The organism is Abiotrophia sp. HMSC24B09 (assembly GCF_001815865.1).
Lineage (GTDB): Bacteria > Bacillota > Bacilli > Lactobacillales > Aerococcaceae > Abiotrophia.
In genome coordinates this window covers 212,343-235,902 of the sequence record NZ_KV822210.1, presented here as the reverse complement: position 1 = coordinate 235,902, position 23,560 = coordinate 212,343, and the positions used below count along the sequence as shown (strand labels likewise).

Genomic DNA, 23,560 nt, shown 5'->3' with positions numbered 1-23,560 from the left:
ATCACCCCTTCTGGAGGAAGGTCCGGAAGAGCCACTGAATAATCTCACTGGACAGGAAGGTGAAGAAGAAGAGAGAAGCTGGCCGGTAGAGCAGCACAATCTTGACGAATTCCTTGAAGGTGATGTTGGACATACCGGTAATCATACAGAAGATATCGTCCGGGAAAATGGGCGCCACGAAGCCGATTTTAAGCAAGCGACGGAAGCCCGGGCCATCATTCATTTTTGCGATATAGTGGTCGTATTGCTTGTCTGACAAGAAGGCCTTGATGAAACTCGATCCGAAGCGTTTGCCTAGGAAGAAGTTGATACAGGACCCGATGACCATGCCCGTACAGTTGAGCAGGAAGCCACCAAAGTGACCATAAATTACGTCGCCAATGACATTGTGTAAGCCCCCGGGAATAATGGGATAAATTGTCTGGGAAATTTGTAATAAGAGGAAGAGTAAGGGACCGAATATCCCCATACTTTTAAGCAGTTCTCCAAAACCCCCGCCTTCCTTAAAATAAGGCGAACTGGCAATAAAGACTGAGCCCGTAACGGTCAGAATCAAACCCACAACGGTGAGAATTTGAATCAGTTTCCGTTTTTTCTCGAGCGATAGCTTGCTCATAGCGTCTACTCCTTTAAGTCATGTCTCACGGTTGTCCCTTGGACAGACCGTCAACAAGTCTACTATACACTAAAAATCGCATGATGTCAGTAATGTTAACTTTTTTTTAGGATTTGATGTCAAAGTACTCGCCTAGCTAAGTAAAAAGTGGCCAGAGCTCACTAGGCCCTAGCCACTTATGGATTAGAATTTCAAGTGTGGTTCTACTACAATCAGATTATATATTATGAGTTTCTGAACGATATTTTGCCATCATCTCTTCGCATGTTTTGCGTACTAAATAGCATGGGTCATTTTGGCACTTTAACAAAATATACTCTTTTGTACTGTCATTAATCCCATCCACTTTATACATGTTCCAAAGAATATGCCGTTTAATAGCTACCCCTTCATAATCTACCAGTCTAATCAATGTTTGATTTAAAATTTCTCTGTTATCAACACCTCTACCTAACATTAGTAGAACTCTGGCTGCGTGAAACTTAACATCTAAATAATCTGCGTTTAGCCAAATTAACACGTTTTGAAACAAAGCGAGCTCGATCCTATCTGAAAATCTTAGCCTATTATCTACTTCTAGATAGTTGGCTACAACTCTCATTACAGATATAATTGTGGCTTTATCATTTTGAATATGTGACATATACCCAAAAAAATCTGAGTAGCTATCAAATCCCATTGCCGATTTCAGTAGACTAAGTGCTATTTGCAAAGCAATCTTACCTATATTTGAATCCATAAATGTGTTATCAACGTCAATAATATCCGCTTCACTTTCTAATACCTTATCATAAATTTCCTTCTTTTCTTTATAAATATCAGGGTATTTTGCAACAATGCACATCATAAGAGATATCGCATCTAATTTAATATCTATGCCCTGCTTGGAATATATCAATGTATCGGATAACTCATCTATCAATCTAGACAGTAATTTATTGTCATATGAAACAGCATTATTCATTAGCAGATTTTGAATTGTTGCAATGCTCCGTGTTCCTCTAACGTAAAACATCCCTTCTTTTCCTTGTTGTTCGATATCGGTATGTATTATGTCTAAGAGCTGGTGAATATATGACACATAATCTATTTGTGGTTCACTTGAAGTCTCTATTCGATAATTATCACAATAAAAATTTGGTAGTAGCTCGGATATTTTTTTATCTATACTGCTTGTTAATTTAGGATTTTGCTTTCGTAGTCGCGATAAAAAGCTAGGTGTATCTCTAACCAGAGGTAGCGCGTTTTCATCCTCTAACATATCATTTATTTGCTGAATAAATTTGATTGCCACATCATAATCCATCAGATTTAAGTCAATATAACTATCCATAAACTCAAACAAATCTCTATACCAGTACAGATATTTCTTTTCCATGAACTTACCACAAATATTAGCTATCCAGTTATGAGGCACTCTTTCTGCGATTCCAGCCATGTATTTAAAAATGTATTTTCCTAAGAAGACAGTTTTATTATCTTCGCTAAACCACTTATCAATGATTTCTTTGCATAAATTTTCGTATTCATCAAAGCTCGGGGTATTTAAAAAATATCCTACCGTACCCATACCTAGCAAAATGCTTGCATTCTGCTTATGTTTAATTGGTTGATTAAAACAAAAGCTTAGAATCTCATCAGCATCTTTATCTCCCATTAACTTAAAAAGTTGTGGATAGGCTTTTAATAATCGTTCTGAAGATGCAATATCACAGTCAAATATAGCGTATTTCAAAAGATAAAGTTCTGAAGAATATCGCCCATATACAGCACTTAAATACAGTTGCAAATCTCTCACTCTGCCATAAAGAAGTAAAATCTGTGTCAAGGAGCCATTATATAAAGAGATAATATAAGATTCCGTAATTAATTTTAGTAATTCATTGAACTCATTACCATATGTCACCGTAAAGGGAGACTGCGTTTTCCCCTTGTACATCCCTCTTATGTATTTTTGCTGAATAATATCGTCAACTCTATCGAGCCAAGGATAGTGTACTCTCTCTTCACTATTAGATAGTTCTTTTTGCGCCTTAGATTCGCCTAATATCCTATTGTTTCGCTGGGCAAACAAAGATTCCTGATTTCTTAAATCAATCAAAATATCATTTACTAACCATTTAGGTTGATTAGTATTTTTTGCTAACTCTAAAGCTTTCTTAATATATCCAATGCACCCCTCAATATTACCTAAAAAATATGCTTGTATTGCACTCCATCTAATTTTTAATAGTTCTATACTCTCTATATCTCTATCCTTACCTATATCTTCCAGGAAGAGCTCAGTGTTAAATTTCTTTATTGATTCCCCATTAAATAACACCTTTAAAAACAGAGATCCCCACTCATCGACCCTAAGATCACCATACGCATCATCAAAAGACACTGAATCCCCTATAATAATATTGCCAAGAGTTTTCACGCAAGTCCCGCAACTTTTAATTAATGCCCTTGGAATAAAAATCCTATTACTACGATAAGGCTCAATTGATCTAATATGAGTTTCTTCGTTAAGATTATCAAGTGGATGTTCATCTTTACAATAGATGAGGTATACAGTAATAAGATCTTCAATCAACGCTTTAGCTCCTGCATCGCCCAAATCTTGGAAGTTATGAACTGTTTTGCTTTTGGCAAACTGCGCCCCTTGCAAGCTTTTTTCTATCTCCGTCTTTTCTACCGAGTCTTCATCACAAAAATAATAAAACGATTTAATATTATGTCTCTTGGCTATATCAATTTCTTCCTGTACACCAGGCGTTACTCCTACTTTGTTATCTATTAAAAATATACATACATTACAGTCAATAAGATTGAACTTGTAATGAGCTCCTGCAGACAACGTAGAGGCTTCCTCATCCTCAAATAGATATACTGTAGCCACTCCTGTATCTTCAATAAGTTTCTTAAGTCTTTTTCTAACTTGATTGAACTTCTTATTATCTCCACATACCGAACTTATAAAAACTCTAATTTTTTTGGTTGGGCGTAACTGGTACTGCTCTTGTTTATCCGTCTTGTCTGGGTACTCCCAATTTAGCCCAAAAATAGGAAGGTTAAAGCCAGTAATTCGACACCTCATCTTATTCTCTCCCTGTCTTCAGATTTATCTTTAAAAATAGCATAACTAAATTCACTTTATATCTATTAAGTATAATCACTGAACTCAAAGGTAAGCCGATAGCTCTTCGCATATTCTCGTTTACATTTTGAATTCAAGGGCGAATACTACTATATTAGAATTTCAAGTGTGGTTCTACCACAATCAGATCCTTGCTGACTTGGTTGAGAACTTGGCAACCGGTCTCTGTCACCAAGACTAAGTCTTCAATCCGCACCCCTACCTTACCTGGCAGGTAGATACCTGGCTCGATGGAGAAGATTTGGCCGACTTGGGCCTGAGCTTGGTTGAACTCGGAAACATCGCCTGCTTCGTGGACTTCTCGTCCGATGAAGTGGCCGGTCCGGTGGGTGAAGTATTCCCCGTAGCCAGCCTCCTCAATGACCTGGCGCGCCGCCCGGTCAATGCTAGCAAAGGTCACACCTGGACGGACTGCCTTAATGGCCGATTCTTGTGCCTGACGTACGGTCTCATAGACCCGCCGAGACTCCTCATCCGGCTCCCCGTAGAAGACGGTCCGGGTCATATCCGAACAGTAGCCCTTGTAAGAAGAGCCGATGTCAATCACCACTGAATCACCCGGTTGAGGGCGGTCGTCATTAGTTTCGTGGTGGGGATCCGCCCCATTGGCCCCGTAGGCAATAATGGGTTCAAAGGAGAAGCCTTGGCAGCCCAAACGCTGATAGATGCCGGCCAATTCGCTGACCATTTCAGATTCTGGTAAGCCATCCGCCACCAAGTTTATCAGGGCTAGGGTGGCTTGATCATTAAGGGCAGACGCCTCTCGCATGAGTTCTTGCTCCTCAGGTGACTTGATGGCCCGCAGGTCATCCACCAAATAAGCAGCATTCACCGGCTGCAAATCTTGACGCTCCGCCATCAAATCCAAGAGAAAATGACTTGGCCAAACCTTATCAATCCCCGTTTTGCCGGGTGCCAGACTTTGGGCCAACCAGCTGATGACTGGCTCCCCATCACGATAGGTCACCACTTCTATGTCGTGCTCCAAGCCACTCGCTAGCGGGAAGAGTTGGTTGAGATAGAGTTGATGACGACCGTCAGCTGCTACCTTGAGCAGCAAGAGCCGCTCTCCCGGCTGGGTCTCATAGCCAATCAAATAAGCAATACTTGATGGGTCAGTCACTAATTGTTGGGCAATCCCCGTCGCCTTGATGCCCTGAACTAGGGCTTCTAATCGTTCAGCTTGCATGTATACGCGCTCCCTTCTTCTTTCCCTTCTATTATAGCACAGGGATTTGCTGGGACCCAAGACAAAGCCATAAGAAAAGGCTGGGAACTCGTCCCAGCCTCGGAGCTGTCTATTCGATAATTTCTGTCTCTAGGACACCTGCTGCTTCAAAGGCAGCCGCCAACTGGCAGAGGACCCGTTCCTGGCCCTTGCCGGCCCAAAGCTGGACACCCAGCGGTAGGCCTTCTGACGATTTGCCCAGAGGCAACATGATGGCCGGTTGACCAGCCAGGTTTTGGAGGAAGGTCCAAGGCGTATAAGCCCAACTATCCTGCCAACGCTCCATAATGAGGTCGGTGCGAGCCTCTTTGGCTAAGCCCTCCTGATTCAAGAGGCGCTGAGCCATCTCCGCCGAAGCCGCAAAGCTCCCATGCAAGGGCGCCGGCCCGTTGGTCCCAGGCGTCAAAAGTAAATCATAGTCCTGGAAGAAATTCTCTAAATCAGCCGCTAGCTGATCCCAACGACCCAGCAACTGGCTGTAATCGGCAGCATCCCAAGGCAAGCCGGCCTGGTAGATGCCCCAGGTCATTGGCTCCATATCGTCTGGCGTCAAAGCGCGACCCAGACTAGCCTCAAATCCTCGCATCATGGCAACCGTCTCAACGGCATTCATGGTGGTATAATCACGCGCCGCCGCTATGACATCCACTGGGAAGTCAACTGGGACGAGCTCATGACCCATGCTTGCCAATCGTTCTACCGTCTGGCGCAACAAGTTGGCCACATCTAAGCGAACTTGAGGTGTTAGGGGCGAATCCAGCAGATAGGCGATTCTGAGCGGACGCTGAGGCAAGGTCAGGGGCCCAGGACTCATTTGAGGCACCATGTAAGGCGCACTCCACTGTTCCACCTGCAGCCCCTCCAATAAGGTCCAGGTATCCCGGACCGACTTGGTCAAAGCAAAATGTACCGATGCCCCCTGCCAGCCCCGGTAGCCGTCAGGGCCAACCGGCACCCGGCCACGGGAAGGCTTGAGGCCAATCAGACCACAGAAGCTGGCGGGAATTCGGATAGATCCCCCGCCATCACTAGCTGTGACAATTGGCACCATACCAGCCTTGAGCGCAGCCGCCGCCCCACCACTGGACCCGCCCGCGTTGCGGGTTAGATCCCCGGGATAGCTGACTGCTCCGGTAAACTGGGCATCGCTAATATTCTTAAAGCCAAATTCCGGCACATTGGACCGGCCTACCACGATAAAGCCCAAAGCCTGGATGCGTTCTACGAAATAAGAAGTCTGCTTGGCTACATAGTCGGCCATAAGCTGGGCGCCCGCATAGGAAGGCTCCCCAGCTTGGAGCTGACCCAAGTCCTTGAGCAGAATAGGCACCCCAAAGAAGGCAGGCAATTCCTGACGTTCTGGCTCTGACAGCTGACGCCAGAGTTGGTCATGAGCCTGAGCTTGGGCCCGCGCACTGTCGGCTTGGACATGAGCCACTGCATGTAGGCTAGGATTGAGAGCCTGGATATTTTCGAGGGCCCAGTCCACCAATTGGCTGGCCGTCAAACGACCGGCCTTGACTTCTTGCGCATAGTAAGTCGCATCTTGCTTAAATAAGGGCATCTTCTGGCAGCACTCCTTTTTCTAAATCATCGAGTAGTTGGCGTTTGTAATGAAGAAATTCTGGACTAAAGCCAATGGCTTCAAAGTCTGACTTATCCAGTTGAATGTCATGAACCGCTTGTAGGGTCCCTGGCTTACCGCCCATGACGTAGACCTTGTCAGCCAAAATCAGGGCTTCATCCACATCGTGGGTGATGAGCAAGGTGGACCAACCCATCTGCTGCTTGTAGTGAAGGAACCACTGATGTAGCTGGCGCCGGGTCACCGCATCCAAGGCGCCAAAGGCCTCATCCAAGAGGACCCATTGGCGCTTGAAGCAGGCCGTCCGCAGGAAAGCCGCTCGCTGGCGCATGCCCCCTGACAGGGACTTAGGATAGTGTTGGGCCCAAGGCGCTAGCTTGAATTCTTCCAGTAGCTGCTTGGCCTCGGCGCGGGCCTGGAACTTCTTGACCCCAGACACCACTAGGGGCAGGGCCACATTGTCCACCAAGGTCAAATGCTCGAAAAGCATGTCCTTTTGCAGCATATAGCTGACCTGACCGGGTGCCAGAGGCTGTCCCCCCAAGCTGATAGAGCCCGATTGGACCGGCAAGATACCGGCAATTAAATTAAAGAGTGTGGTCTTACCGACCCCGCTTCGACCCAGGATAGCCACGGTTTGGCCCGCTGCCACCTGAAGATTCACATCTTGGATGACCATTTGCTGGTCGTAGCCGTAAGCTAAATCCCGAATTTCTAGCACCTTACTCCGCTCCTAAATAGTCATTGCTAAAGTATTGGCCCTTAGTTAGGTCGCTTTCGACCAGTTTGTTGTCGTAGAGCCATTGATAGAAGGCATTCCAACGAGCTGGATCGAACTGGCCCCATTTGGCTGGATCGTTAGCATAACGCTCGCTCAACCATTTTTGGGAAGCCAAGACGAAATCACGTTGGTCCTTCAATTCTGGGGCTGCTTCAATCAGAATGTCAGCCGCTTCTTCTGGATGTTCCATAGCATATTGGTAGCCCTTCTTGATGGCAGCCAAGACCTTCTTGGCTTGATCTGGGTGTGCCTTGAGGTAGTCATTATTGGCGATGATGACCGGTGAGTAGAAGTCCAATTCTGGCGCGATGTCCCGAATTTGGAAGAAGGTGGTGGACACCTTCTGGAAGCCTGCCAAAATCCCGTCCCAGGCATAGTAAACCCAGGCTGCATCGAATTGGTTATTGGCTAAACCGATAATGGAGTTATCGCCATCATTTGGGACTAGGCTAGCCTTGGAGAAGTCCCCGCCGGCCTTCTTAGTCATGTATTCCATCATCTTCAACTCAATTGGGTCATTCCAAGTGCCGTACTTGTGACCTTCCAGACCCTTAGGATCCTTGATGCCGGCTTCTTCCTTAGCAATAATACCGGAGGTGTTGTGTTCAATAATAGCCGCTACCGCCGTTACTGGCAAGCCACCCGCAAATCGCTTAGCCAAAGAATCTTGGAAGGCAATCCCGAAGGCAGCCTTACCTAACCCCACTAATTCCGTGGTTGAGCCTTCAGGTGGACGTTTGATGTCGACTTCCACGCCCACTTCCTTGAAGTAGCCCTTGGCTTGGGCGACGTAAAGGCCGGTATGGTTGGTGTTAGGTACCCAGTCTAAAATCAGGTCTACCTTGTTGTCATCACCTGTTTGAGCGGCTATGCTTGGTAATGTCGTCCCAGCCAAAGATAGGCCGGCAAGCAGGGCCGCGAATTTTTTCATCCATTTTTGCATGTGTGTGTCACTCCTCTAATCTTAGGAAATATGGGGGGCCTTGCTTGAGCGCCAAGGCAAGGCTAGTCGTTCAATTAAGGCAACTAGGCCCATGAAAATCAAACTCAGTGCTGAAATGAGGAAAATGACCGCGAACATCTTGTCGTAGGCGAAGGCCTTCTTGGTCTGAATCATGTAGACGCCCAAACCCTCGAATCCCCCTAGCCATTCCGCCACAACCGAACTCACGAAGGCGTATGAGACACTGACCTTCAGCCCGGAAAAGAAGAAATGTAGGCTGGTCGGTATCTTAACATAGCGCAAGGTCTGCCAATGACTGGCTCCCATCATGTTCAGCAACTGCAAGGCATCCTGGTCACAATGGGCGAAGCCACTTAAGATACTCATGATAATAGGAAAAATCGTGGTTAAGACGACTAAGACAATCTTAGGCGTCATCTCATAGCCCAGGGCCAAGACCAAAATCGGCGCAATAGCCACCGTCGGCACAGTCTGAGATACGATTAAGAGTGGGTAGAGGGCCCGGTGGACCCATTTGAAGCGGTCCATGATGACCGCCAGAATAAAGGCCAAGACAATCCCAATGCCCAGCCCAATAAAGGCCTGGATTAGGGTTACCCGACTATTGCGCCAGAGGTTAGGGGCATCTTGCCAGATAGCCGCCAGAACCGCCGACGGAGCCGGAATGATAAAACGCGGTAGCATACCCAGCCGAGCCGTCACTTCCCATAAGGCCAGGAGTCCTAAGCCTGTCAGCCAAGCCACACTTGATTCAAACCAGCGATGCACTCTCTGTTTAATGGTTACCGTCTCCTTTCTATTGAGAATACGTAACACCCACTTGCGTTTGGACTCGATAAATAAAGACCCATCCCGGCATGACGCGCAGGATGAGTCCATCAGTCAGATTCAACTTGCCACATCCCTACGTAAGTATTAACTTCATCAGGTTATGAGGGTCCGAGGCAAAGCCCCATCTCAGCCGCAGGCGCGGCACCCCTTGTGTTACCTCTATATTATATGCAAGTTGATGTAAGAATGCAATTGCGGTGCTTGGTGTAAGTTTTATTATTCAAGCCCTAACTAGTCGAAGCTTACCACATTCCCGTCTTCTTTCAGTTTGAGGTTCTTGAAGTACCAGAGGTACCAGGTATGACCGTCAGCGTCTACGTATTCCTTGATCTCATCAACTGCTTGGCCGTTGATACGCAGTTTCTTAATGCCCTCATAACTAATTACTCCTGCAACAGGATAACGTGCGTTCGGATCTTTTTCTAGCATTTTTTGATACCTAGAAATTGATTGCACCCAGTGGTCTAGTAAACGATAACTCTCTCCTTTCTCAACTTTTTGAGCTATTTCCTTAGGATCAACATAATTGAAGGCTGAGTGAGAGGTCATTCCATAACCTTTAGCATTCTCCTTAGGCCCATAATAGACCCGCAGAACAAAATCCTTACCCTTTTTGACTAAGGCATCAGAACCAAGCTCCCCATAACTGAAGGTCTGTAATTCCTCACCATCCGTTGAAATGCCGGTTTTGGTTTTGGTTTCAGAATGTGTCGTGGTAGTAGCAGTATCGCTTGTTTGCGTTTGAGTTGTCGTTGTGTAGGGTTCAGGTTTCAACCAACCCAATTTATAAAAAACACCCAGATATACTACCAAAAAAATTATAAACTTGTATTTGCGTTTCAATCTATTCACCTCTAACATTCCATGTCCTAAAAATCTATTCTGCCATTAAATATAGTCACCCAAATATTGGGAGGATCTAGCTGTTTTGGCTCACTCAAAACTTACTACATTCTCGTCTTCTTTCAGTTTGAGGTTCTTGAAGTACCAGAGGTACCAAGTATGACCGTCAGCATCTACATATTCCTTAACCTCATCAACCGCTTGGCCGTTGATTTTTAGGTTCTTGATACTAGACTTTGTCGATTCCCCAGCTAGGGGATAGTGCCCAGCTCCGGCGCTATAGAGTGATTGCTGAGTTTGGTAGGCAGCCGCTAGTCTTAACCGGAAGCTCTTCTCAAGACTAATAGAGGCTTGTCCGTCTTCTAATTTCTTAGTTGCATTATAATCAAAAGCAGACTTGTCTTTCCATTCGATACTTTCAATCTTCGCAGACTTGGAACTTACTTTTAGCGTTAGGGCTTTACCATTTCTAATCATGGTATCCACTCCACCAATCCCATTGTCAAAGGTTGCGATTAGCTCCTCCTTGCCTTGAGTCGAATCCGCGCCTTGGCGGGTCACTAGGAAAGCTCCACCTAATATTAGGAGGAAGAGCAGTAGCTTCCATTTACCTCTAATTTTATTCATCATTCTGCTCCTCCTACTCTTCCACAATCATTTCGAATACTGATTTACCTAAGTCAACATTCCAGACTCTAATATATTTCTTGAATTTACCTTTGGCATCTGCATCAAAGTCACCTTTAACACTTATTCCAAGAACTGTTCCTCTAGGCACCTTGATATAATCCGCTAACAAGTCATCACTTACATCATGAACTAGACTATAGTCGCTTGTCCCTGCTGTACGCCAATTGCGTAATGTCACAGGTTCTGATTCTATGCTAAGAAAATTGTCAATATCGTATACTTGAAACAAAAACTTGAAGTCCTTTAGCAAGTCCGGAACTTCTCCGTTATCGACGTACCGAAATTCCCCATCCTGATAGTAGATTTCTTTATTCAATAATTCAGGATCGGGTTCTCCAGATCGCATCTCTTCTTGTATAATTCGTCCGGACAGTTCCTTAGTCTGAGGATTACCAATCAACTCAATACTAACTATTATTTCTCCTTCTCTTCGGCGATTCACAATTTTAAATCCCTTTGGAAAGCGACTAAATAGGCCTTCTATTTTGTCCGTAGGATAGATTTGCTTTAGAACTCTAAATTTGTCCTTCAACACTTGCTGATCATCTTTTTTATTTAGATTACATCCTACACCTAGTCCAATCAGGACCAGCAAACAGATAAGTATCGGAATCTTCTTCATGGTGAACCCTCCTAGAAGTTATTTAATTCTATCAAAGCCTACAAGATGTTTACCCATATCAATAATTGCTACATCAATATAGGTTTGCGAATCCTCGTTTATAGAAATCAAGACCTCCAGCTAAATTCCTCGTCATTGATTTCTCGCCTATTTTTCTGTCGCCTTAAACTCGTCTCCGCTTATGACCTCTCGAACACTCACTAATGTTTTAGATTGTGGCCAAGGTGTTGGCATGTCAATGCCAATATCACTTCTAAATCTGAGATTAAAAGGTGCCAACTCTCTTCCGAATTCAATTGAATATTGATACTTCTCTAAATCCAACTCATCTTGTCCTTCGATTGGGCCTAGCTCATTAAGAAGATACTCCTTATAATACCGTCCGTAAGATGGATTATCGTAGACTCGAACAAGTTTCTTACTGGTTAGATCAGCATTTCTATAACTGAAACCTGCAAGTAAGAGCTGGAAATTCTTGAGATAAGGGGATGACTTTTTATCCGTTGGAATATTAAAGCTTGTGCCGCCTTGATAGGTGATGTCGAATTTCTCTAACGATTGTCGTTTTCCATTAACATCTGCTTCCAATTCAACGTCCCCAGTAATTAACCTAGTCTGAGGATCTCCTATTATATACACACTTACTTGCATCGTTGTTTTGTTTTCATAGCACGTCTTTATGTGCAAGATACTGAATCCCTTTGGAAATGCCTCAAATAAATCCTCAAGATTTTTCGTAGGGTACAATTGATCTAAATAAACAAAACTCCGTACTGCCATGTGTTGGCCCCACTTCTCCCCTAAGAAAAATATGCAACCTATGCAGGCTATTAGAATAGCAAGCCATTTAAGTACTTTTCCCACTATGGAACTCCACCTTTCCTGACTTCCTTTAACTTCTACATCATTTTATATCGCTCTATCTTCATCGAATCGAACTAATAGGCCCATACTCCTACTCAGCCCTTATTATCTCAGAAACCAGTATTATCTGTTTAGTTGCTTCAATACTAATAGTCCGTTTAAATTTATGTTCTTCATCATCCTTGATGTCGCCACCAAACTGTATTTTCAATTGGCTATCCTCAGGCACTTTTAGGTATTTGGCTAACTCTTCGTTTTTGGCATAATATGAAATAAAGTAATTGCTGGTTCCCGGCGTGTAAGATGTCTTTTTTACATTAAATGTTGCCATATCAAAGAAACTTTCTTTAAAATGGAAGGATTGGAATAAGAAGCGGAAATCCTTAAATTCCTCTGGAACCTGGCTACCGTCCTCCATCTTCATTTGGCCACTATCAAAATAGATGGCTTTCTTATATTCCTCAACCATATTCTCTTCAACCTGAATTGGTCGCTGGACGATCATTCCTGTCACTTGATGGGTATCAGGATTTCCCTTAACCTCAACACGCAACTCCGTATTGTTGTATAGCCAGAGATTAACCACGCTGAAACCATCAGGGAACTTTTCAAACAAACCCTCTACGTTCTCAGTAGGATAGAGCCGCTCTAAAACCTTGAAGCGACTTTGCATTTCCTCAATAGAGCCGCCAATGGTTACTTTGCAGCCAGTTAGGAAGACTATCAGGCAGAGAAAAATTAGGAGTCTTAGTTTTTTCTTCATGGTGAAACCTCCCTCACATTAAAGTAAGAATCGTTCTCGTCAGCAGATATTTAGACAAAGCTATCATTCTCCGTCATCTATTCCGCATGGATTTTTTCGAAAAACGATTTCCTGCTGTCCACGGCTTCCACATCGACGATTCTTCTAAATCGATGTTCTTCATCATCTTGGAGATCCCCTTCAAACTGCACTTTCAATTGGCTATCCTCAGGCACTTTTAGATATTTGGCTAGCTCTGCGTTCTTGGCATAATATGAAATAAAATAATTGCTGGTCCCCGGCGTGTAAGATGTCTTTTTTACATTAAAAGTTGCTGTATCAAAGAAGCTTTCTTCAAAATGGAAGGATTGGAATAAGAAGCGGAAGTCCTTAAATTCCTCTGGAACCTGGCTACCGTCCTCCATCTTCATTTGGCCACTATCAAAATAGATGGCTTTCTTATATTCCTCAACCATATTCTCTTCAACCTGAATTGGTCGCCGGACGATTACCCCCGTCACTTGATGAGTATCAGGATTTCCCTTAACCTCAACACTCAATTCCGTGTTGTCGTATATCCAGAGATTAACCACACTGAAACCCTCAGGGAACTTCTCAAACAAATCCTCTACGTTCTCAGTGGGATAGAGCCGTTCTAAAACTTTGAAGCGACTTTGCATTTCCTCAATAGAGCCGCCAATGGTTACTTTGCATCCAGTTAGGCAGACTAGTAGGCAGAGAAAAATTAGGAGTCTGAGTTTTTTCTTCATGAGTGAAACCTCCTATTCTGGCGGAATGAGTTGCAATAGAATCTATTTTATCACTGCGACTTCACAAGGGTGTTGGCATGGTCTAGAACACGATGGTCCTTACTAGTTCCCCTCTAATAGGTTTTTAAATTCTTGAGATTCTACAATTGCACCTAGCGATATTTCCCTACTCGGCATAAATCTAGTCACAATAAACCTCACTTGCACTGATTCATCACCATTAACCGATACACTAATTCTTACACCGCCCATGGGAGTGCGTTCCACTGTTTTCGGGTTAATTGCATAAGATTGTATAGTCCCTTCTGGCGTAAAGGCATGCTGATCTCTTTTGGTGAAATAAGTATCCAGTTTGTCTTTTAATTCTTGACCGTAGACTAGATTATGTATTTCCACTTGAACCGCCACTACGTGATAGACAATTGGGCCGAAAATCATCCCGATAACAATCAAGAAGGGATACCATTTCTTTATGAATTGCTTGCACTTTTTCATCTTATAACCTCCTAGAAGTTAATAGAATCTCTTCTGTATTCAATTGAGTAATTATACTGCTCAAACTCCCACTCATCATTCAAAACTAACTTCGTTATTGCCAAGATTAAGTTTCAAATCTCGGTAATACCAGAGATACCAAGTCTTGCCATTCGAGTCTGTGTACTCTCGCACCTCATCTGCGGCTTGATTATTAATCTTGAGTTTGGTGAAAATGGGGTTGGTCGCAGCCCCCGCGAAAGGATAACGCGATCTATCGGACCCAAAGCCACCCGATGAGAAGCGGACAGCAAGATAGGCCTGGAAATTCCTCAAGAAGTGATTACTGGTTACATCTTTATCAAAACCATGCACTGCCCCATAATCAAACTGATTGCGAATACTCATCATAACCTTATTGTCGGCACCGCCACCAGGATAATTCACTTCTAATTGAAAGACGCGCCCATTACGACGGATGTAATCCGAAGTCCCGTCTCCATTGTCAAAAGTCGCGACAATCTCGCCAGGCTCTTTCACGCGAGCATTGGTATCCGCATCATTACCGGTGACATAACGCCCTAGTTCAGCCAAGGCATAAAGGATACCGAGGATGACTAGTATTTTAATTAGTTTCTTCTTGTTCATTTTTTGCTCTCCTTCTCCTGCTCACACCTACGTCCTATTCCGCCCGAATTAATTCCAATAAACTATTCCGACAGAAATGTTGACCTAAAACGAAATACTCCTTCACTCCTTCGACTCAAGCAGTATTTGTAATTCATAGGAAACAGTCACTATACTCATTTGCCATTTATTGTTTACAAATATATATTTAACCCCTATATTTAAACTAGGATCCCCATTGATAAGAACACGAATACTTCTACCGGTTCGTACACCCATGCTGTCATAATCTAATTCATATTTTTTTATTACTCCTGCCTCAGTGAAAGCCTTCGGATCTTCGGATTTGATGACCTGCTCTATTTCGGTCCTTACTTCCTGCGAATCAAAGAAGCTAACAAGCTCTGCGTATTGAGCCTTCTTATTATTCTGGACCATCCAATATACACCTTGATAAGCCAAAAATAGCGCACCTACTATACAAAAGACAATAATGAACGAGGTTCTTATAACTCGCATATCTTTCTCCCTTTCATTTAGAACCCAATGAAGCGATTGCTCTTAGACTTTAAGTCTATTTGTCAGTGCTCGCTGCCTAAATTTGACCGGGCAGCACTAATCGTTTCGCTACAAATTATCATCGTTCTTGCTTCATTACTCCTGGATTCGGAATCTTGCATTCGAATGCGTATGGTATTATCAAAAAATCCGCCTAAACGTGACAGCGATTTTCCAAATTCAATCACATACTTAGAACTGGAAAAATCCACACCATAGTCTCTTGAAAGCGAATCTGTGGCTTCAAAATTATAGCGCCGTTCATAATAGCCTTGTACAGGATTATCATAAATGTCTAAGGGCTTTGCCTGGGCAAAATCCTCAGCTCTATAATCATAATTCGCCATTAAGAGTTCAAAATCATTGAGATAATTAGAAATCTGCTTGTCTTTTGGAATGTCAAAGGACACGCCACCCTTATAGGTAAGATTTACGGTCTCTATTTTCTGGTCATTTTTATCCGGAAGAACCTTGTAGAGTTCAGCTATTGCACTAATCTTTTGAGTTTTACTCTCACCTTTTATAATGATTCTTATGGATTTCCCGGAGCTTCCTGCTTCAGCAAATTCCCTAATATGGATAATCGCAAAATCTTCCGGGAAGTATTTGAACAACTCTCTTAAATCCTTAGTGGGGTAAAATTTTTCTAAGTAATCGAAGTTACGCAGAGCCATATGGCCCATCCATCGCGTATAGGTAAATGTTGATATTCCTACCAATACAAGCAGTATCATAATTCGCTTAAGATATCGACTCATTACTTGTCTCCTTTTTCAAAGGCTCTATATGCAAAAAGAGGCCGGGTCCCACCAGCCTCCACAGTCCTTACTTAGCAGTTGATAGAGTGTGCTTCACCCTATCTTGTTACTCCTATATTATACTACTTATCCTCTAAGAAATACAATAGAGATTGGAATTTTGTTACATTGAGTAAACACTGAATTATTATTTTATCAACCTTTGTAAGCGCAACAGATATTTTCGGTGTCTTTATTTCATAATTTATACAGCAGGAAATGACAACTAATTATTATAGAAAAAGTTAGTTAGTAAGCCATACATTGCCAGCTAGGCTACTGTCTCGCCACTCTCCATCCTTGCCAAAATAAAAAAGTGTTGCTAGTCACGCTAGCAACACTTCTATTATGATTTGACTAGCCCAGCATCATCCGCATGATGCCGCTATGATCTAGAACCAGGAAGGACATAAAGAGGCAATAGACCAACATGCCCAGCAACAAATAGGTCTCAAAGGGCACTAGTCCTGGGAAGGTGGCTTTGATCCCCTTCCTGTGTCGATAGCATCTTGCCAACCAGCTCAAGCCTAGGCCACAAGAGAAGACGGCGAAAGGCTCTAAGAAGAGCCGGTAGTTAGAACTGAGCGCATCCATACTAAATATGCCGACTGGCTGAGGCGCAATCACTAGGTAACAGACAAGCGTAAACAAGAGCTGAGCCACCACAAGGGCCCATAGGACTTTCCTAAAGGTTCTCATACCCGCTCACCCCTCCCCTTCTCTGATTAGGCATCATTCAATAAAGTTGTAAGATATGCGTAAGTCCTATTTGATCTAATATCAAAACTGACATGATGACAGCAATCAACAAATGCCCCGTTAACAACATCCCTTCAGCGGGCATAATCACTTCCACATTTTCCTTAATTCCATTCTCACGCCGTCTAACTTTTGCTACCCATATTATCAAAAGACCACTAATTACGGTGCAAATCGGCTCCAAAAACAGCATATAGCGTGGCCCCACTGAATCAATCCCCTTAAATCCGAAGTGGGTAATGACTGTTTCAGGTGCGACAAAGACAAAACATATAGTAGTAAAGACAAATTGTATGGCCACAATAGTCCAGATTATCTTTCTGAATGACTTCATTATCATCACCTACTCAAGTATGCTAGTAGCCAACAAGGTTATTTAATCCTAAGTTTTCCCACTCAACCTTATCTTTAGTCTCCAAAATAGGCTTTTAATAATTCGACTTGTTCTTTATTTAGCATTTCTTCCCCGCTTACCATTTTATTTAGGGCATGAAGCGGCAGGCCAGAATTATGACTCAACCTCTCCATGTACTCACTATCTTTACTTTGCAATTTGATACGTATTAATTCTGCATAGTAGGCATTTGTAACCTTAAGAACAGTGGCTTCATCCTGTACATTGATGGTATCACTCAATAAATCAAAAACGGTCTGCAAATTTGTTAAACTAGCCAAATTTCGAATAATCTGCTTGATTTGGCGTAAGATATAGTCATTTTCAACAAACATAAGGATACCTCCCACTATATTTCTAGGCTTAAATTTGATGGTATCTGGCTACAATACCACCTTATAGCCTTATTATAGTCCTCTTTAACCGACCTTGCAAGCGCTTCATTTATTTTTCTATGCACTTTTTTGTAATCATTAGGTTTCCATTTATATTCAACAGTCAATTTATAACATGTGCTATATTTCAAAGCAATCATAGTCATATTTTAACTTAATATTTTTGCATATTTAATTATTACTTTTATCATTCTATGCACCTTGCTATCAGAATACAAAAAACAGGCTGAGATGAAACTCAGCCTGTTCCTTAGTTCTTAGCTTTATTCCGGCTTCACGAAGACACCAGACACTTTGTAGCCTTTTTCTTGAAAGACGCGCGCGACTTCCTCAGAATCTTGAGTATCCACGTGAACCACCACATTGGTCTTGTCGTCCAAGTGGTAGACGTTCATTTGGGTGATGCTCCAGTTATGCTTAGCAGTTGTCTCACCGATGTCCTCTAGAATACCTGCCTTGTCATCGACTACTTCTACCACGAAACGAGTCCCTGGGGTGTAGTAGCCATTGATGTCAATGAAGGCTTCGAAGATGTCCTTGTCAGTGATAATCCCCACTAATTGGGCGTGGTCCATGACAACCAGGACACCGACGTCCATATTGCGCATCTCAGAAGCGGCTTGCTCCAAGAGGGCATCTGGGCTTGTGGTAATGACGCGGCGAATCATAATGTCTGCCGCTGTCGTCTTGTTGAGCAAGTAGTTGAGTTCATGCACGCTCAGGCTGGTCGCGGTAGAAGGCGAGTTCTTGGCAATGACAGACTCTGTTAAGAGCCCTACCAATTGGCCTTTGACTACGACTGGCAAACGGTGAATGTCGTGTTGGCGCATCAAGTCCAGCGCCTTAATGACAGTGGTATCTGGCGTGATGGTCACCAAGTCGGTTGACATATAGTTTTTAACGTACATTTGCTTAACCTCCTAAGTATGCTTTTTGGACGGCGTCGCTCTCGAGGAGCTCTTGGCCGGTTCCGCTCAGAACAATCTTACCGGTTTCCAAGACGTAACCCCGACTAGCAATGGACAGGGCCATCTTGGCATTTTGTTCAATCAAGAGGACGGTGGTCCCTTGAGCTTGAATCTGTTGAATAATGTTGAAGATTTCCTGGATGAAGATTGGCGCCAAGCCCATGGATGGCTCATCCAGTAAAAGTAGCTTAGGCTTGGACATGAGGGCTCGTCCCATGGCTAGCATCTGTTGCTCCCCACCTGATAGGGTGGAAGCATCCTGCTTCTGACGCTCGCCCAAGACTGGGAAGCGGTCATAAACTGCTTGAATATCTTCTTCGATATTGGCGCGGTCCTTGCGTAAGAAGGCGCCCATTTCCAAGTTTTCGCGGACAGACAGGCCTTTGAAGACGTGACGGCCTTCTGGCACGTGGGAAATCCCTAGCTGGACAATCTTCTGCGCGTTGGTTTTGGTAATGTTCTGGCCTTCGTAGGTCAGGGTCCCGGAAGCGGGCTTAATTAAACCAGAAATGGTCCGCAGGATGGTCGATTTACCGGCCCCGTTGGCCCCAATCAGGGAGACAATCTCCCCTTGGTTAACTTCGAAGTTAACGCCACGGACTGCATTAATCATGCCGTAGTTGACGGCTAAGTTCTCAACACGTAACATTAGGCGTCACCTCCTAGGTAGGCCCGGATAACATCTGGGTTCTGACGAATTTCTTCTGGTGTGCCTTGGGCCAAGAGACGGCCGTATTCCAAGACATAGATGCGTTGGCAGATTTCCATAACCAGGGCCATATCGTGTTCGATCAAGACGATGGTTAAGCCAAATTGTTGGCGAATCTGTTCGATTAGGGCGGTTAACTCAGCGGTTTCTGCTGGGTTCATGCCGGCTGCTGGCTCGTCTAAGAAGAGAATCTTAGGTTCGGTGGCCAGGGCCCGGACGATTTCCAGACGGCGTTGTTGACCGTAGGCCAAGTTCTTAGCCTTGTCTTGAGCGTATTGGGCTAGGTCGAAGATTTCCAAGAGTTCTAAGGCTTTAGCCTTCATCTTAGCTTCTGTCTCATAGTAGGCCTTGGTCCGGAAAATGCTGGACCAGATGGCATCATGATTGTGCCCGTGCATGGCTACCATGACGTTTTCCAAGACGCTTTGGTCTTTGAAGAGGCGGATGTTTTGGAAGGTCCGCGCCAAGCCTAGTTGGTTAATCTTATAAGGTGCCATGCCGTTCAAGGTCTTGACCCCATCAGCAGTGGATAAGGTGACAGTCCCTTCTGTTGGCTCGTAGACGCCTGTTAAGAGGTTGAAGAAGGTGGTCTTGCCGGCCCCGTTAGGACCGATAAGGCCTACAAGCTCTTGCTCTTCTAACTTGAGGGAGACGTTGGACACGGCTGCCAAACCGCCAAAGTTTTTAGTAAGTTGATTGACTTCTAGTAAGGCCATTAGACTGCTCCTTTCTTCGCTTTATTCTTGGTTAAGAGGGAGCCTAGACGTAATTCCCAGGTTCCTAGGAGACCACCCGGTCTGAAGATCATGATTAGGATGAGGGCAATGGCATAGATGACCATACGAAGTTGCCCATAAGGTTGTAAGAGGGTGTTGAGAATCCCTAAGACCACGGCTGCCACGAAGGAACCGGTGAAACTCCCAATCCCGCCGAATACGACGATAATGAGGACATCAATGGACTTGTTGAAGGTGAAGTCCCCTGGGGTGACGACCCCAATGTTACCAGCATAGAGGGCACCGCCGATAGCGGCAGTAATGGCACCTAAGACGAAGGCGATCACCTTGTACTTAGTCACGTTCACCCCCATGGACTCTGCGGCAATCTCATCTTGCTCGATGGCATAGGTTGCCCGGCCCGCACTGGAGTAGAAGTAGTTGAGGATGACGATGGTGGTCACTACCATGAAGAAGTAAACCAATGGCCAGGTTGCCACTTTAGGAATGGCGTTAATCCCTTGAGGCCCGTTGGTCAGGGACTTGTAGTTGGTGATGACGACCCGGATGATTTCAGAAACACCTAGCGTGGCGATGGCCAAGTAGTCCCCGCGTAAGCGCAAGGTTGGAATCCCGACTAAGACAGCCAAGACAGCGGCCACTACCGCACCGACTAGCATCCCAGTCCAGAGACCCCCTAGGTCTGCATGACGTGTTGCGAAGATGGCACCTGAGTAAGCCCCCACAGCGATAAAGGCCGCATGCCCAAGCGAGAACTGGCCGGCTACCCCTAAGACTAGGTTGAGCCCGATGGCATAGATGACATCAATCATAATTTTGATTAAGGTGATTTGGTAGTAGGAATCGATTAAGTTAGTCGACGTTAAGAGCCACAAGAGGCCATAACCCAAGAGGGCTGCCGTCAACCAAACGAAGTTGCGTTGATGGAATCGTTGCATGTGGCTTCACCTACACTTTCTCTTTGACGTTCTTACCGAAGAGACCTGCCGGCAAGACGAGCAAGATAACAATTAAGAGGGCGTATACGGCCGCATCCTTGAAGGCAGAGCCCCCGAAGGCTGAGACGAAGGTCTCCAAGAGACCGATTAGGTAACCCCCGACCATGGCACCTGGAATGGAGCCAATCCCACCGACAACGGCTGCGACGAAGGCCTTAAGCCCTGGCGTCAAGCCCATGGTGGCCGCCATTTGGTTGGAGTAGAGACCGTAGAGGACGCCGGCTACCCCTGCCAGGGCAGAGCCTAGCGCAAAGGTAAAGGAAATCACCGCGTCAACGTTAATCCCCATGAGTTGAGCTGCTTCTTCATCGACCGCAACCGCCCGCATGGCTTTCCCCATCTTGGTGTACTTAACAATAAATTGTAGAGCTACCATTAAGAGGATAGTGGTCACGAAGATTAAGATTTGTTTGGAGTTAATGACTGCTCCCATCACTTTGAAGGTGGTGGTCGTAAAGCTAGTTGGGTAAGCCTTGACTTCCGGACCGAAGAAATAGATCATGGCATTTTCTAAGAGGAAGGAGACCCCAATCGCGGTGATAAGGGCAGCTACCCGAGTCGATTTACGTAGGGGCTTGTAAGCCACCCGTTCAATGGTCACCCCTAAGACGGAGGTGAAGACCATGGTTAAAGCTAAGGATAAGTAGAAGTCCATGCCCTGGACATTAACCAGATAGAAACCGAAGAAGGCCCCCATCATGAGGATGTCCCCGTGGGCGAAGTTAATCAAGCGGATGGTCCCATAGACCATGGTATAACCCAAGGCGATCAAGGCGTAGATACTCCCCGTCGACAAGCCGTTAAAAAGTTGTTGTAAGAACCACTGGAGGTTCATAGGCATAAGCTCCTTTCTATGTATGATGGCTATAAATTAAGTATAGCAGTCCTAAGGCTAAGGCGCCATACTTCTTCATGAAAAAGGTCGTATTGTGCTATGACTGGATGTCCAAGCAACAATACGACACTAGCATGAGGGGGGTCTGCTGTCTATTACTCAGCTGACACGTTCACAGCTTCGGTAACTTCACCTTTTTCGAAGTGGAGCATTACCGCTGTCTTCACTGGGTTGTGTTTTTCGTCAAATGAGAAGGTCCCGGTTACCCCTTTGAAGTCTTTGATCTTAGCCAAGGCTTTGTTCACTTCTTGTGGGTCAGTTGAGCCTGCATCCTTGATAGCTTGCAAGAGCACGTTAGTCGCATCGTAAGCGAGAGCTGCGAAAGTATCTGGCTTCTTGCCGTATTCTTTTTCATAGGCTTCTACGAATTTCTTAACTGCTGGGTCTTCACTCTTGTCAGAGTAGTGAGAAGTATAGAAGACGTTGTTAAGGTTGTCTTTACCTGCTAATTCAACCAAGGTGTCGTTAGCAAAACCGTCACCACCAACGATTGGCTTGTCGATCCCGAGTTCACGCGCTTGCTTGATGATCAAACCAGCTTCAGTATAGTAACCCGGTACGTAGAGGGCGTCGAAGTCTTGAGTAGAGATGTTAGTCAAGACAGTTAAGAAGTCAGTATCGTTAGTTTGGTAAGATTCTTTGGCTACGATGGTCCCGCCTTTAGCTTCAAATTGCTTAACGAAGCTATCAGCCAAACCTTGTGAGTAGTCGTTCGCTTGGTCAACCAAGAGAACCACTTTCTTGTAACCTTGAGTATCTGCTAAGTAGTTAGCAGCGGCCACCCCTTGGAAGGAGTCTTCGAAGCAGACACGGTAGATGTAGTCGTAGACTTTGCCTGCAGAGTCGAGGGTAATCCCGTTACCAGTTGCAGCAGGGAAGATAGCTGGTGTTTTGCCGTCGTTAGCGACTGGAATTTCTGCTAAGGCATCCCCGGTAGTTGCAGGACCTACAATCCCTGCCACGCCGGCAGCGACCAATTTGGTTGCAGCCGCAGCGGCTTCTGTCTTATCAGACTTGTTGTCTTCGACTTGCGCTTCGACTTTCTTGCCGTTAACGCCGCCGTGTTCTTCATTGTATTGCTTAACAGCTAATTTCAAACCACTAGCCATTGGCGTCCCGTAAGCAGCTGCCGCCCCTGAGAGCTCGAAGTTACCGCCGACTTTAACGGTGTCTTGGGCTGAGACAGTTGCTAATGGGGATGCGAGCAAGAGACCCGCGAAGAGTGCTGTTCCTAACTTTTTAAAATTCATAGTGTACCTCCTAAAATATGGTTCCTAAATCATGATGATGAGAAAAGTATACACTACTCCGGCTCATTTTACAATGCTTTTATTAAAGTTTTTTAATCTTTTGCTCATTTTCTTGTCTAGGCCTTATGTAGCGCGGAATCGGTGCCGTTTTGCGTGGCTGGCTTGAGGGGGATTTCTGGATTGTGGCCTGGTTTAGGTGGGTTGCTGGGGAGCTAGTGGTCCACTCGACGGAGTGGGCCACTGGCGCGGAGCTTTTCCTGGATTTCGGCCCGTTTTCGCTGATTTCCTGAGAGCCAGTGGTCCACTCTCCAAAGTGGACCA

Annotated in this window: 26 protein-coding genes and 1 riboswitch; all 26 genes read right to left on the bottom strand. The window is 44.8% G+C overall.

What is annotated here, in order from left to right; genetic code table 11:
* Window position 1: 1 nt before the first annotated feature.
* The 26 genes from HMPREF3093_RS07325 to HMPREF3093_RS07200 all read right to left on the bottom strand — a co-directional run bounded on the left by HMPREF3093_RS07325 (window position 2) and on the right by HMPREF3093_RS07200 (window position 23,239).
* Window positions 2-616: a TVP38/TMEM64 family protein gene (locus tag HMPREF3093_RS07325; protein ID WP_023391382.1), complete on the bottom strand. Its 615-nt coding sequence runs from the start codon at window positions 614-616 to the stop codon at window positions 2-4.
* Between the two features lie 217 nt (window positions 617-833).
* Window positions 834-3,698, bottom strand: a complete 2,865-nt coding sequence (locus tag HMPREF3093_RS07320; protein ID WP_070756340.1) for a hypothetical protein — start codon at window positions 3,696-3,698, stop codon at window positions 834-836.
* Window positions 3,699-3,852: 154 nt separating this feature from the next.
* Window positions 3,853-4,947, bottom strand: a complete 1,095-nt coding sequence (locus tag HMPREF3093_RS07315) for a M24 family metallopeptidase (RefSeq protein ID WP_070756339.1) — start codon at window positions 4,945-4,947, stop codon at window positions 3,853-3,855.
* 109 nt (window positions 4,948-5,056) lie between these two features.
* Window positions 5,057-6,550: an amidase gene (locus HMPREF3093_RS07310; RefSeq protein WP_070756338.1), complete on the bottom strand. Its 1,494-nt coding sequence runs from the start codon at window positions 6,548-6,550 to the stop codon at window positions 5,057-5,059.
* Window positions 6,537-7,250 carry an ABC transporter ATP-binding protein gene (locus HMPREF3093_RS07305; RefSeq protein ID WP_070756388.1) on the bottom strand — a complete coding sequence of 238 codons (714 nt, stop codon included), beginning with the start codon at window positions 7,248-7,250 and terminating at the stop codon, window positions 6,537-6,539. The genes HMPREF3093_RS07310 and HMPREF3093_RS07305 overlap by 14 nt, the downstream gene beginning before the upstream one ends.
* Before the next feature lie 43 nt (window positions 7,251-7,293).
* Window positions 7,294-8,295 (bottom strand): ABC transporter substrate-binding protein, encoded by a 1,002-nt coding sequence (locus HMPREF3093_RS07300; protein ID WP_070756337.1) that lies wholly within the window; start codon window positions 8,293-8,295, stop codon window positions 7,294-7,296.
* 21 nt (window positions 8,296-8,316) lie between these two features.
* Window positions 8,317-9,084 (bottom strand): ABC transporter permease, encoded by a 768-nt coding sequence (locus HMPREF3093_RS07295; RefSeq protein ID WP_070756336.1) that lies wholly within the window; start codon window positions 9,082-9,084, stop codon window positions 8,317-8,319.
* A 116-nt stretch (window positions 9,085-9,200) separates the two neighbouring features.
* Window positions 9,201-9,306, bottom strand: a riboswitch (TPP riboswitch).
* A 72-nt stretch (window positions 9,307-9,378) separates the two neighbouring features.
* A complete protein-coding gene (locus HMPREF3093_RS07290) occupies window positions 9,379-10,008 on the bottom strand; it encodes a hypothetical protein (RefSeq protein ID WP_180363285.1) in 630 nt (209 codons plus the stop codon).
* Between the two features lie 72 nt (window positions 10,009-10,080).
* Window positions 10,081-10,617 (bottom strand): hypothetical protein, encoded by a 537-nt coding sequence (locus HMPREF3093_RS07285; RefSeq protein ID WP_143227682.1) that lies wholly within the window; start codon window positions 10,615-10,617, stop codon window positions 10,081-10,083.
* A 13-nt stretch (window positions 10,618-10,630) separates the two neighbouring features.
* Window positions 10,631-11,302 (bottom strand): hypothetical protein, encoded by a 672-nt coding sequence (locus HMPREF3093_RS07280; protein ID WP_070756333.1) that lies wholly within the window; start codon window positions 11,300-11,302, stop codon window positions 10,631-10,633.
* A 147-nt stretch (window positions 11,303-11,449) separates the two neighbouring features.
* Window positions 11,450-12,166: a hypothetical protein gene (locus tag HMPREF3093_RS07275; protein ID WP_070756332.1), complete on the bottom strand. Its 717-nt coding sequence runs from the start codon at window positions 12,164-12,166 to the stop codon at window positions 11,450-11,452.
* Window positions 12,167-12,257: 91 nt separating this feature from the next.
* A complete protein-coding gene (locus HMPREF3093_RS07270; protein ID WP_070756331.1) occupies window positions 12,258-12,929 on the bottom strand; it encodes a hypothetical protein in 672 nt (223 codons plus the stop codon).
* 77 nt (window positions 12,930-13,006) lie between these two features.
* Window positions 13,007-13,678 (bottom strand): tandem-type lipoprotein, encoded by a 672-nt coding sequence (locus HMPREF3093_RS07265; protein WP_070756330.1) that lies wholly within the window; start codon window positions 13,676-13,678, stop codon window positions 13,007-13,009.
* 102 nt (window positions 13,679-13,780) lie between these two features.
* Window positions 13,781-14,173 (bottom strand): DUF1310 family protein, encoded by a 393-nt coding sequence (locus HMPREF3093_RS07260; RefSeq protein WP_070756329.1) that lies wholly within the window; start codon window positions 14,171-14,173, stop codon window positions 13,781-13,783.
* 75 nt (window positions 14,174-14,248) lie between these two features.
* The gene (locus tag HMPREF3093_RS07255) at window positions 14,249-14,800 is read right to left on the bottom strand and encodes a hypothetical protein (RefSeq protein WP_070756328.1); all 552 of its coding nucleotides are present in this window, start codon (window positions 14,798-14,800) and stop codon (window positions 14,249-14,251) included.
* Window positions 14,801-14,902: 102 nt separating this feature from the next.
* Window positions 14,903-15,298 (bottom strand): DUF1310 family protein, encoded by a 396-nt coding sequence (locus HMPREF3093_RS07250; RefSeq protein ID WP_070756327.1) that lies wholly within the window; start codon window positions 15,296-15,298, stop codon window positions 14,903-14,905.
* Window positions 15,299-15,360: 62 nt separating this feature from the next.
* On the bottom strand, window positions 15,361-16,095 hold the full coding sequence (locus HMPREF3093_RS07245) for a hypothetical protein (protein WP_070756326.1): 735 nt from the start codon (window positions 16,093-16,095) through the stop codon (window positions 15,361-15,363).
* 396 nt (window positions 16,096-16,491) lie between these two features.
* On the bottom strand, window positions 16,492-16,833 hold the full coding sequence (locus HMPREF3093_RS07240) for a hypothetical protein (RefSeq protein WP_070756325.1): 342 nt from the start codon (window positions 16,831-16,833) through the stop codon (window positions 16,492-16,494).
* 37 nt (window positions 16,834-16,870) lie between these two features.
* Window positions 16,871-17,227 (bottom strand): hypothetical protein, encoded by a 357-nt coding sequence (locus HMPREF3093_RS07235; protein ID WP_070756324.1) that lies wholly within the window; start codon window positions 17,225-17,227, stop codon window positions 16,871-16,873.
* Window positions 17,228-17,301: 74 nt separating this feature from the next.
* Window positions 17,302-17,622, bottom strand: coding sequence for a hypothetical protein (locus tag HMPREF3093_RS07230; protein WP_070756323.1), 321 nt, complete (start codon window positions 17,620-17,622; stop codon window positions 17,302-17,304).
* 323 nt (window positions 17,623-17,945) lie between these two features.
* Window positions 17,946-18,590 (bottom strand): CBS domain-containing protein, encoded by a 645-nt coding sequence (locus tag HMPREF3093_RS07225; RefSeq protein WP_070756322.1) that lies wholly within the window; start codon window positions 18,588-18,590, stop codon window positions 17,946-17,948.
* A 4-nt stretch (window positions 18,591-18,594) separates the two neighbouring features.
* Window positions 18,595-19,299 carry an ABC transporter ATP-binding protein gene (locus HMPREF3093_RS07220; protein WP_070756321.1) on the bottom strand — a complete coding sequence of 235 codons (705 nt, stop codon included), beginning with the start codon at window positions 19,297-19,299 and terminating at the stop codon, window positions 18,595-18,597.
* Window positions 19,299-20,075, bottom strand: a complete 777-nt coding sequence (locus HMPREF3093_RS07215; RefSeq protein ID WP_023391421.1) for an ABC transporter ATP-binding protein — start codon at window positions 20,073-20,075, stop codon at window positions 19,299-19,301. Before HMPREF3093_RS07215 ends, HMPREF3093_RS07220 begins: the two co-directional genes overlap by 1 nt.
* The gene (locus HMPREF3093_RS07210; protein ID WP_070756320.1) at window positions 20,075-21,034 is read right to left on the bottom strand and encodes a branched-chain amino acid ABC transporter permease; all 960 of its coding nucleotides are present in this window, start codon (window positions 21,032-21,034) and stop codon (window positions 20,075-20,077) included. Before HMPREF3093_RS07210 ends, HMPREF3093_RS07215 begins: the two co-directional genes overlap by 1 nt.
* A 10-nt stretch (window positions 21,035-21,044) precedes the next feature.
* Window positions 21,045-21,929: a branched-chain amino acid ABC transporter permease gene (locus tag HMPREF3093_RS07205; RefSeq protein ID WP_070756319.1), complete on the bottom strand. Its 885-nt coding sequence runs from the start codon at window positions 21,927-21,929 to the stop codon at window positions 21,045-21,047.
* A 155-nt stretch (window positions 21,930-22,084) separates the two neighbouring features.
* A complete protein-coding gene (locus tag HMPREF3093_RS07200) occupies window positions 22,085-23,239 on the bottom strand; it encodes an ABC transporter substrate-binding protein (RefSeq protein ID WP_070756318.1) in 1,155 nt (384 codons plus the stop codon).
* Window positions 23,240-23,560: the final 321 nt, after the last annotated feature.

Coding starts and splice junctions, on each gene's coding strand:
- HMPREF3093_RS07285 (WP_143227682.1), bottom strand. CDS start 10,617: ATGAATAAAATTAGAGGTAAATGGAAGCTACTGCTCTTCCTCCTAATA.
- HMPREF3093_RS07240 (WP_070756325.1), bottom strand. CDS start 16,833: ATGAGAACCTTTAGGAAAGTCCTATGGGCCCTTGTGGTGGCTCAGCTC.
- HMPREF3093_RS07235 (WP_070756324.1), bottom strand. CDS start 17,227: ATGAAGTCATTCAGAAAGATAATCTGGACTATTGTGGCCATACAATTT.
- HMPREF3093_RS07250 (WP_070756327.1), bottom strand. CDS start 15,298: ATGCGAGTTATAAGAACCTCGTTCATTATTGTCTTTTGTATAGTAGGT.
- HMPREF3093_RS07305 (WP_070756388.1), bottom strand. CDS start 7,250: ATGGTCATCCAAGATGTGAATCTTCAGGTGGCAGCGGGCCAAACCGTG.
- HMPREF3093_RS07270 (WP_070756331.1), bottom strand. CDS start 12,929: ATGAAGAAAAAACTAAGACTCCTAATTTTTCTCTGCCTGATAGTCTTC.
- HMPREF3093_RS07215 (WP_023391421.1), bottom strand. CDS start 20,075: ATGGCCTTACTAGAAGTCAATCAACTTACTAAAAACTTTGGCGGTTTG.
- HMPREF3093_RS07300 (WP_070756337.1), bottom strand. CDS start 8,295: ATGCAAAAATGGATGAAAAAATTCGCGGCCCTGCTTGCCGGCCTATCT.
- HMPREF3093_RS07290 (WP_180363285.1), bottom strand. CDS start 10,008: ATGTTAGAGGTGAATAGATTGAAACGCAAATACAAGTTTATAATTTTT.
- HMPREF3093_RS07255 (WP_070756328.1), bottom strand. CDS start 14,800: ATGAACAAGAAGAAACTAATTAAAATACTAGTCATCCTCGGTATCCTT.
- HMPREF3093_RS07325 (WP_023391382.1), bottom strand. CDS start 616: ATGAGCAAGCTATCGCTCGAGAAAAAACGGAAACTGATTCAAATTCTC.
- HMPREF3093_RS07265 (WP_070756330.1), bottom strand. CDS start 13,678: ATGAAGAAAAAACTCAGACTCCTAATTTTTCTCTGCCTACTAGTCTGC.
- HMPREF3093_RS07200 (WP_070756318.1), bottom strand. CDS start 23,239: ATGAATTTTAAAAAGTTAGGAACAGCACTCTTCGCGGGTCTCTTGCTC.
- HMPREF3093_RS07320 (WP_070756340.1), bottom strand. CDS start 3,698: ATGAGGTGTCGAATTACTGGCTTTAACCTTCCTATTTTTGGGCTAAAT.
- HMPREF3093_RS07260 (WP_070756329.1), bottom strand. CDS start 14,173: ATGAAAAAGTGCAAGCAATTCATAAAGAAATGGTATCCCTTCTTGATT.
- HMPREF3093_RS07225 (WP_070756322.1), bottom strand. CDS start 18,590: ATGTACGTTAAAAACTATATGTCAACCGACTTGGTGACCATCACGCCA.
- HMPREF3093_RS07315 (WP_070756339.1), bottom strand. CDS start 4,947: ATGCAAGCTGAACGATTAGAAGCCCTAGTTCAGGGCATCAAGGCGACG.
- HMPREF3093_RS07280 (WP_070756333.1), bottom strand. CDS start 11,302: ATGAAGAAGATTCCGATACTTATCTGTTTGCTGGTCCTGATTGGACTA.
- HMPREF3093_RS07220 (WP_070756321.1), bottom strand. CDS start 19,299: ATGTTACGTGTTGAGAACTTAGCCGTCAACTACGGCATGATTAATGCA.
- HMPREF3093_RS07310 (WP_070756338.1), bottom strand. CDS start 6,550: ATGCCCTTATTTAAGCAAGATGCGACTTACTATGCGCAAGAAGTCAAG.
- HMPREF3093_RS07205 (WP_070756319.1), bottom strand. CDS start 21,929: ATGAACCTCCAGTGGTTCTTACAACAACTTTTTAACGGCTTGTCGACG.
- HMPREF3093_RS07210 (WP_070756320.1), bottom strand. CDS start 21,034: ATGCAACGATTCCATCAACGCAACTTCGTTTGGTTGACGGCAGCCCTC.
- HMPREF3093_RS07245 (WP_070756326.1), bottom strand. CDS start 16,095: ATGAGTCGATATCTTAAGCGAATTATGATACTGCTTGTATTGGTAGGA.
- HMPREF3093_RS07230 (WP_070756323.1), bottom strand. CDS start 17,622: ATGTTTGTTGAAAATGACTATATCTTACGCCAAATCAAGCAGATTATT.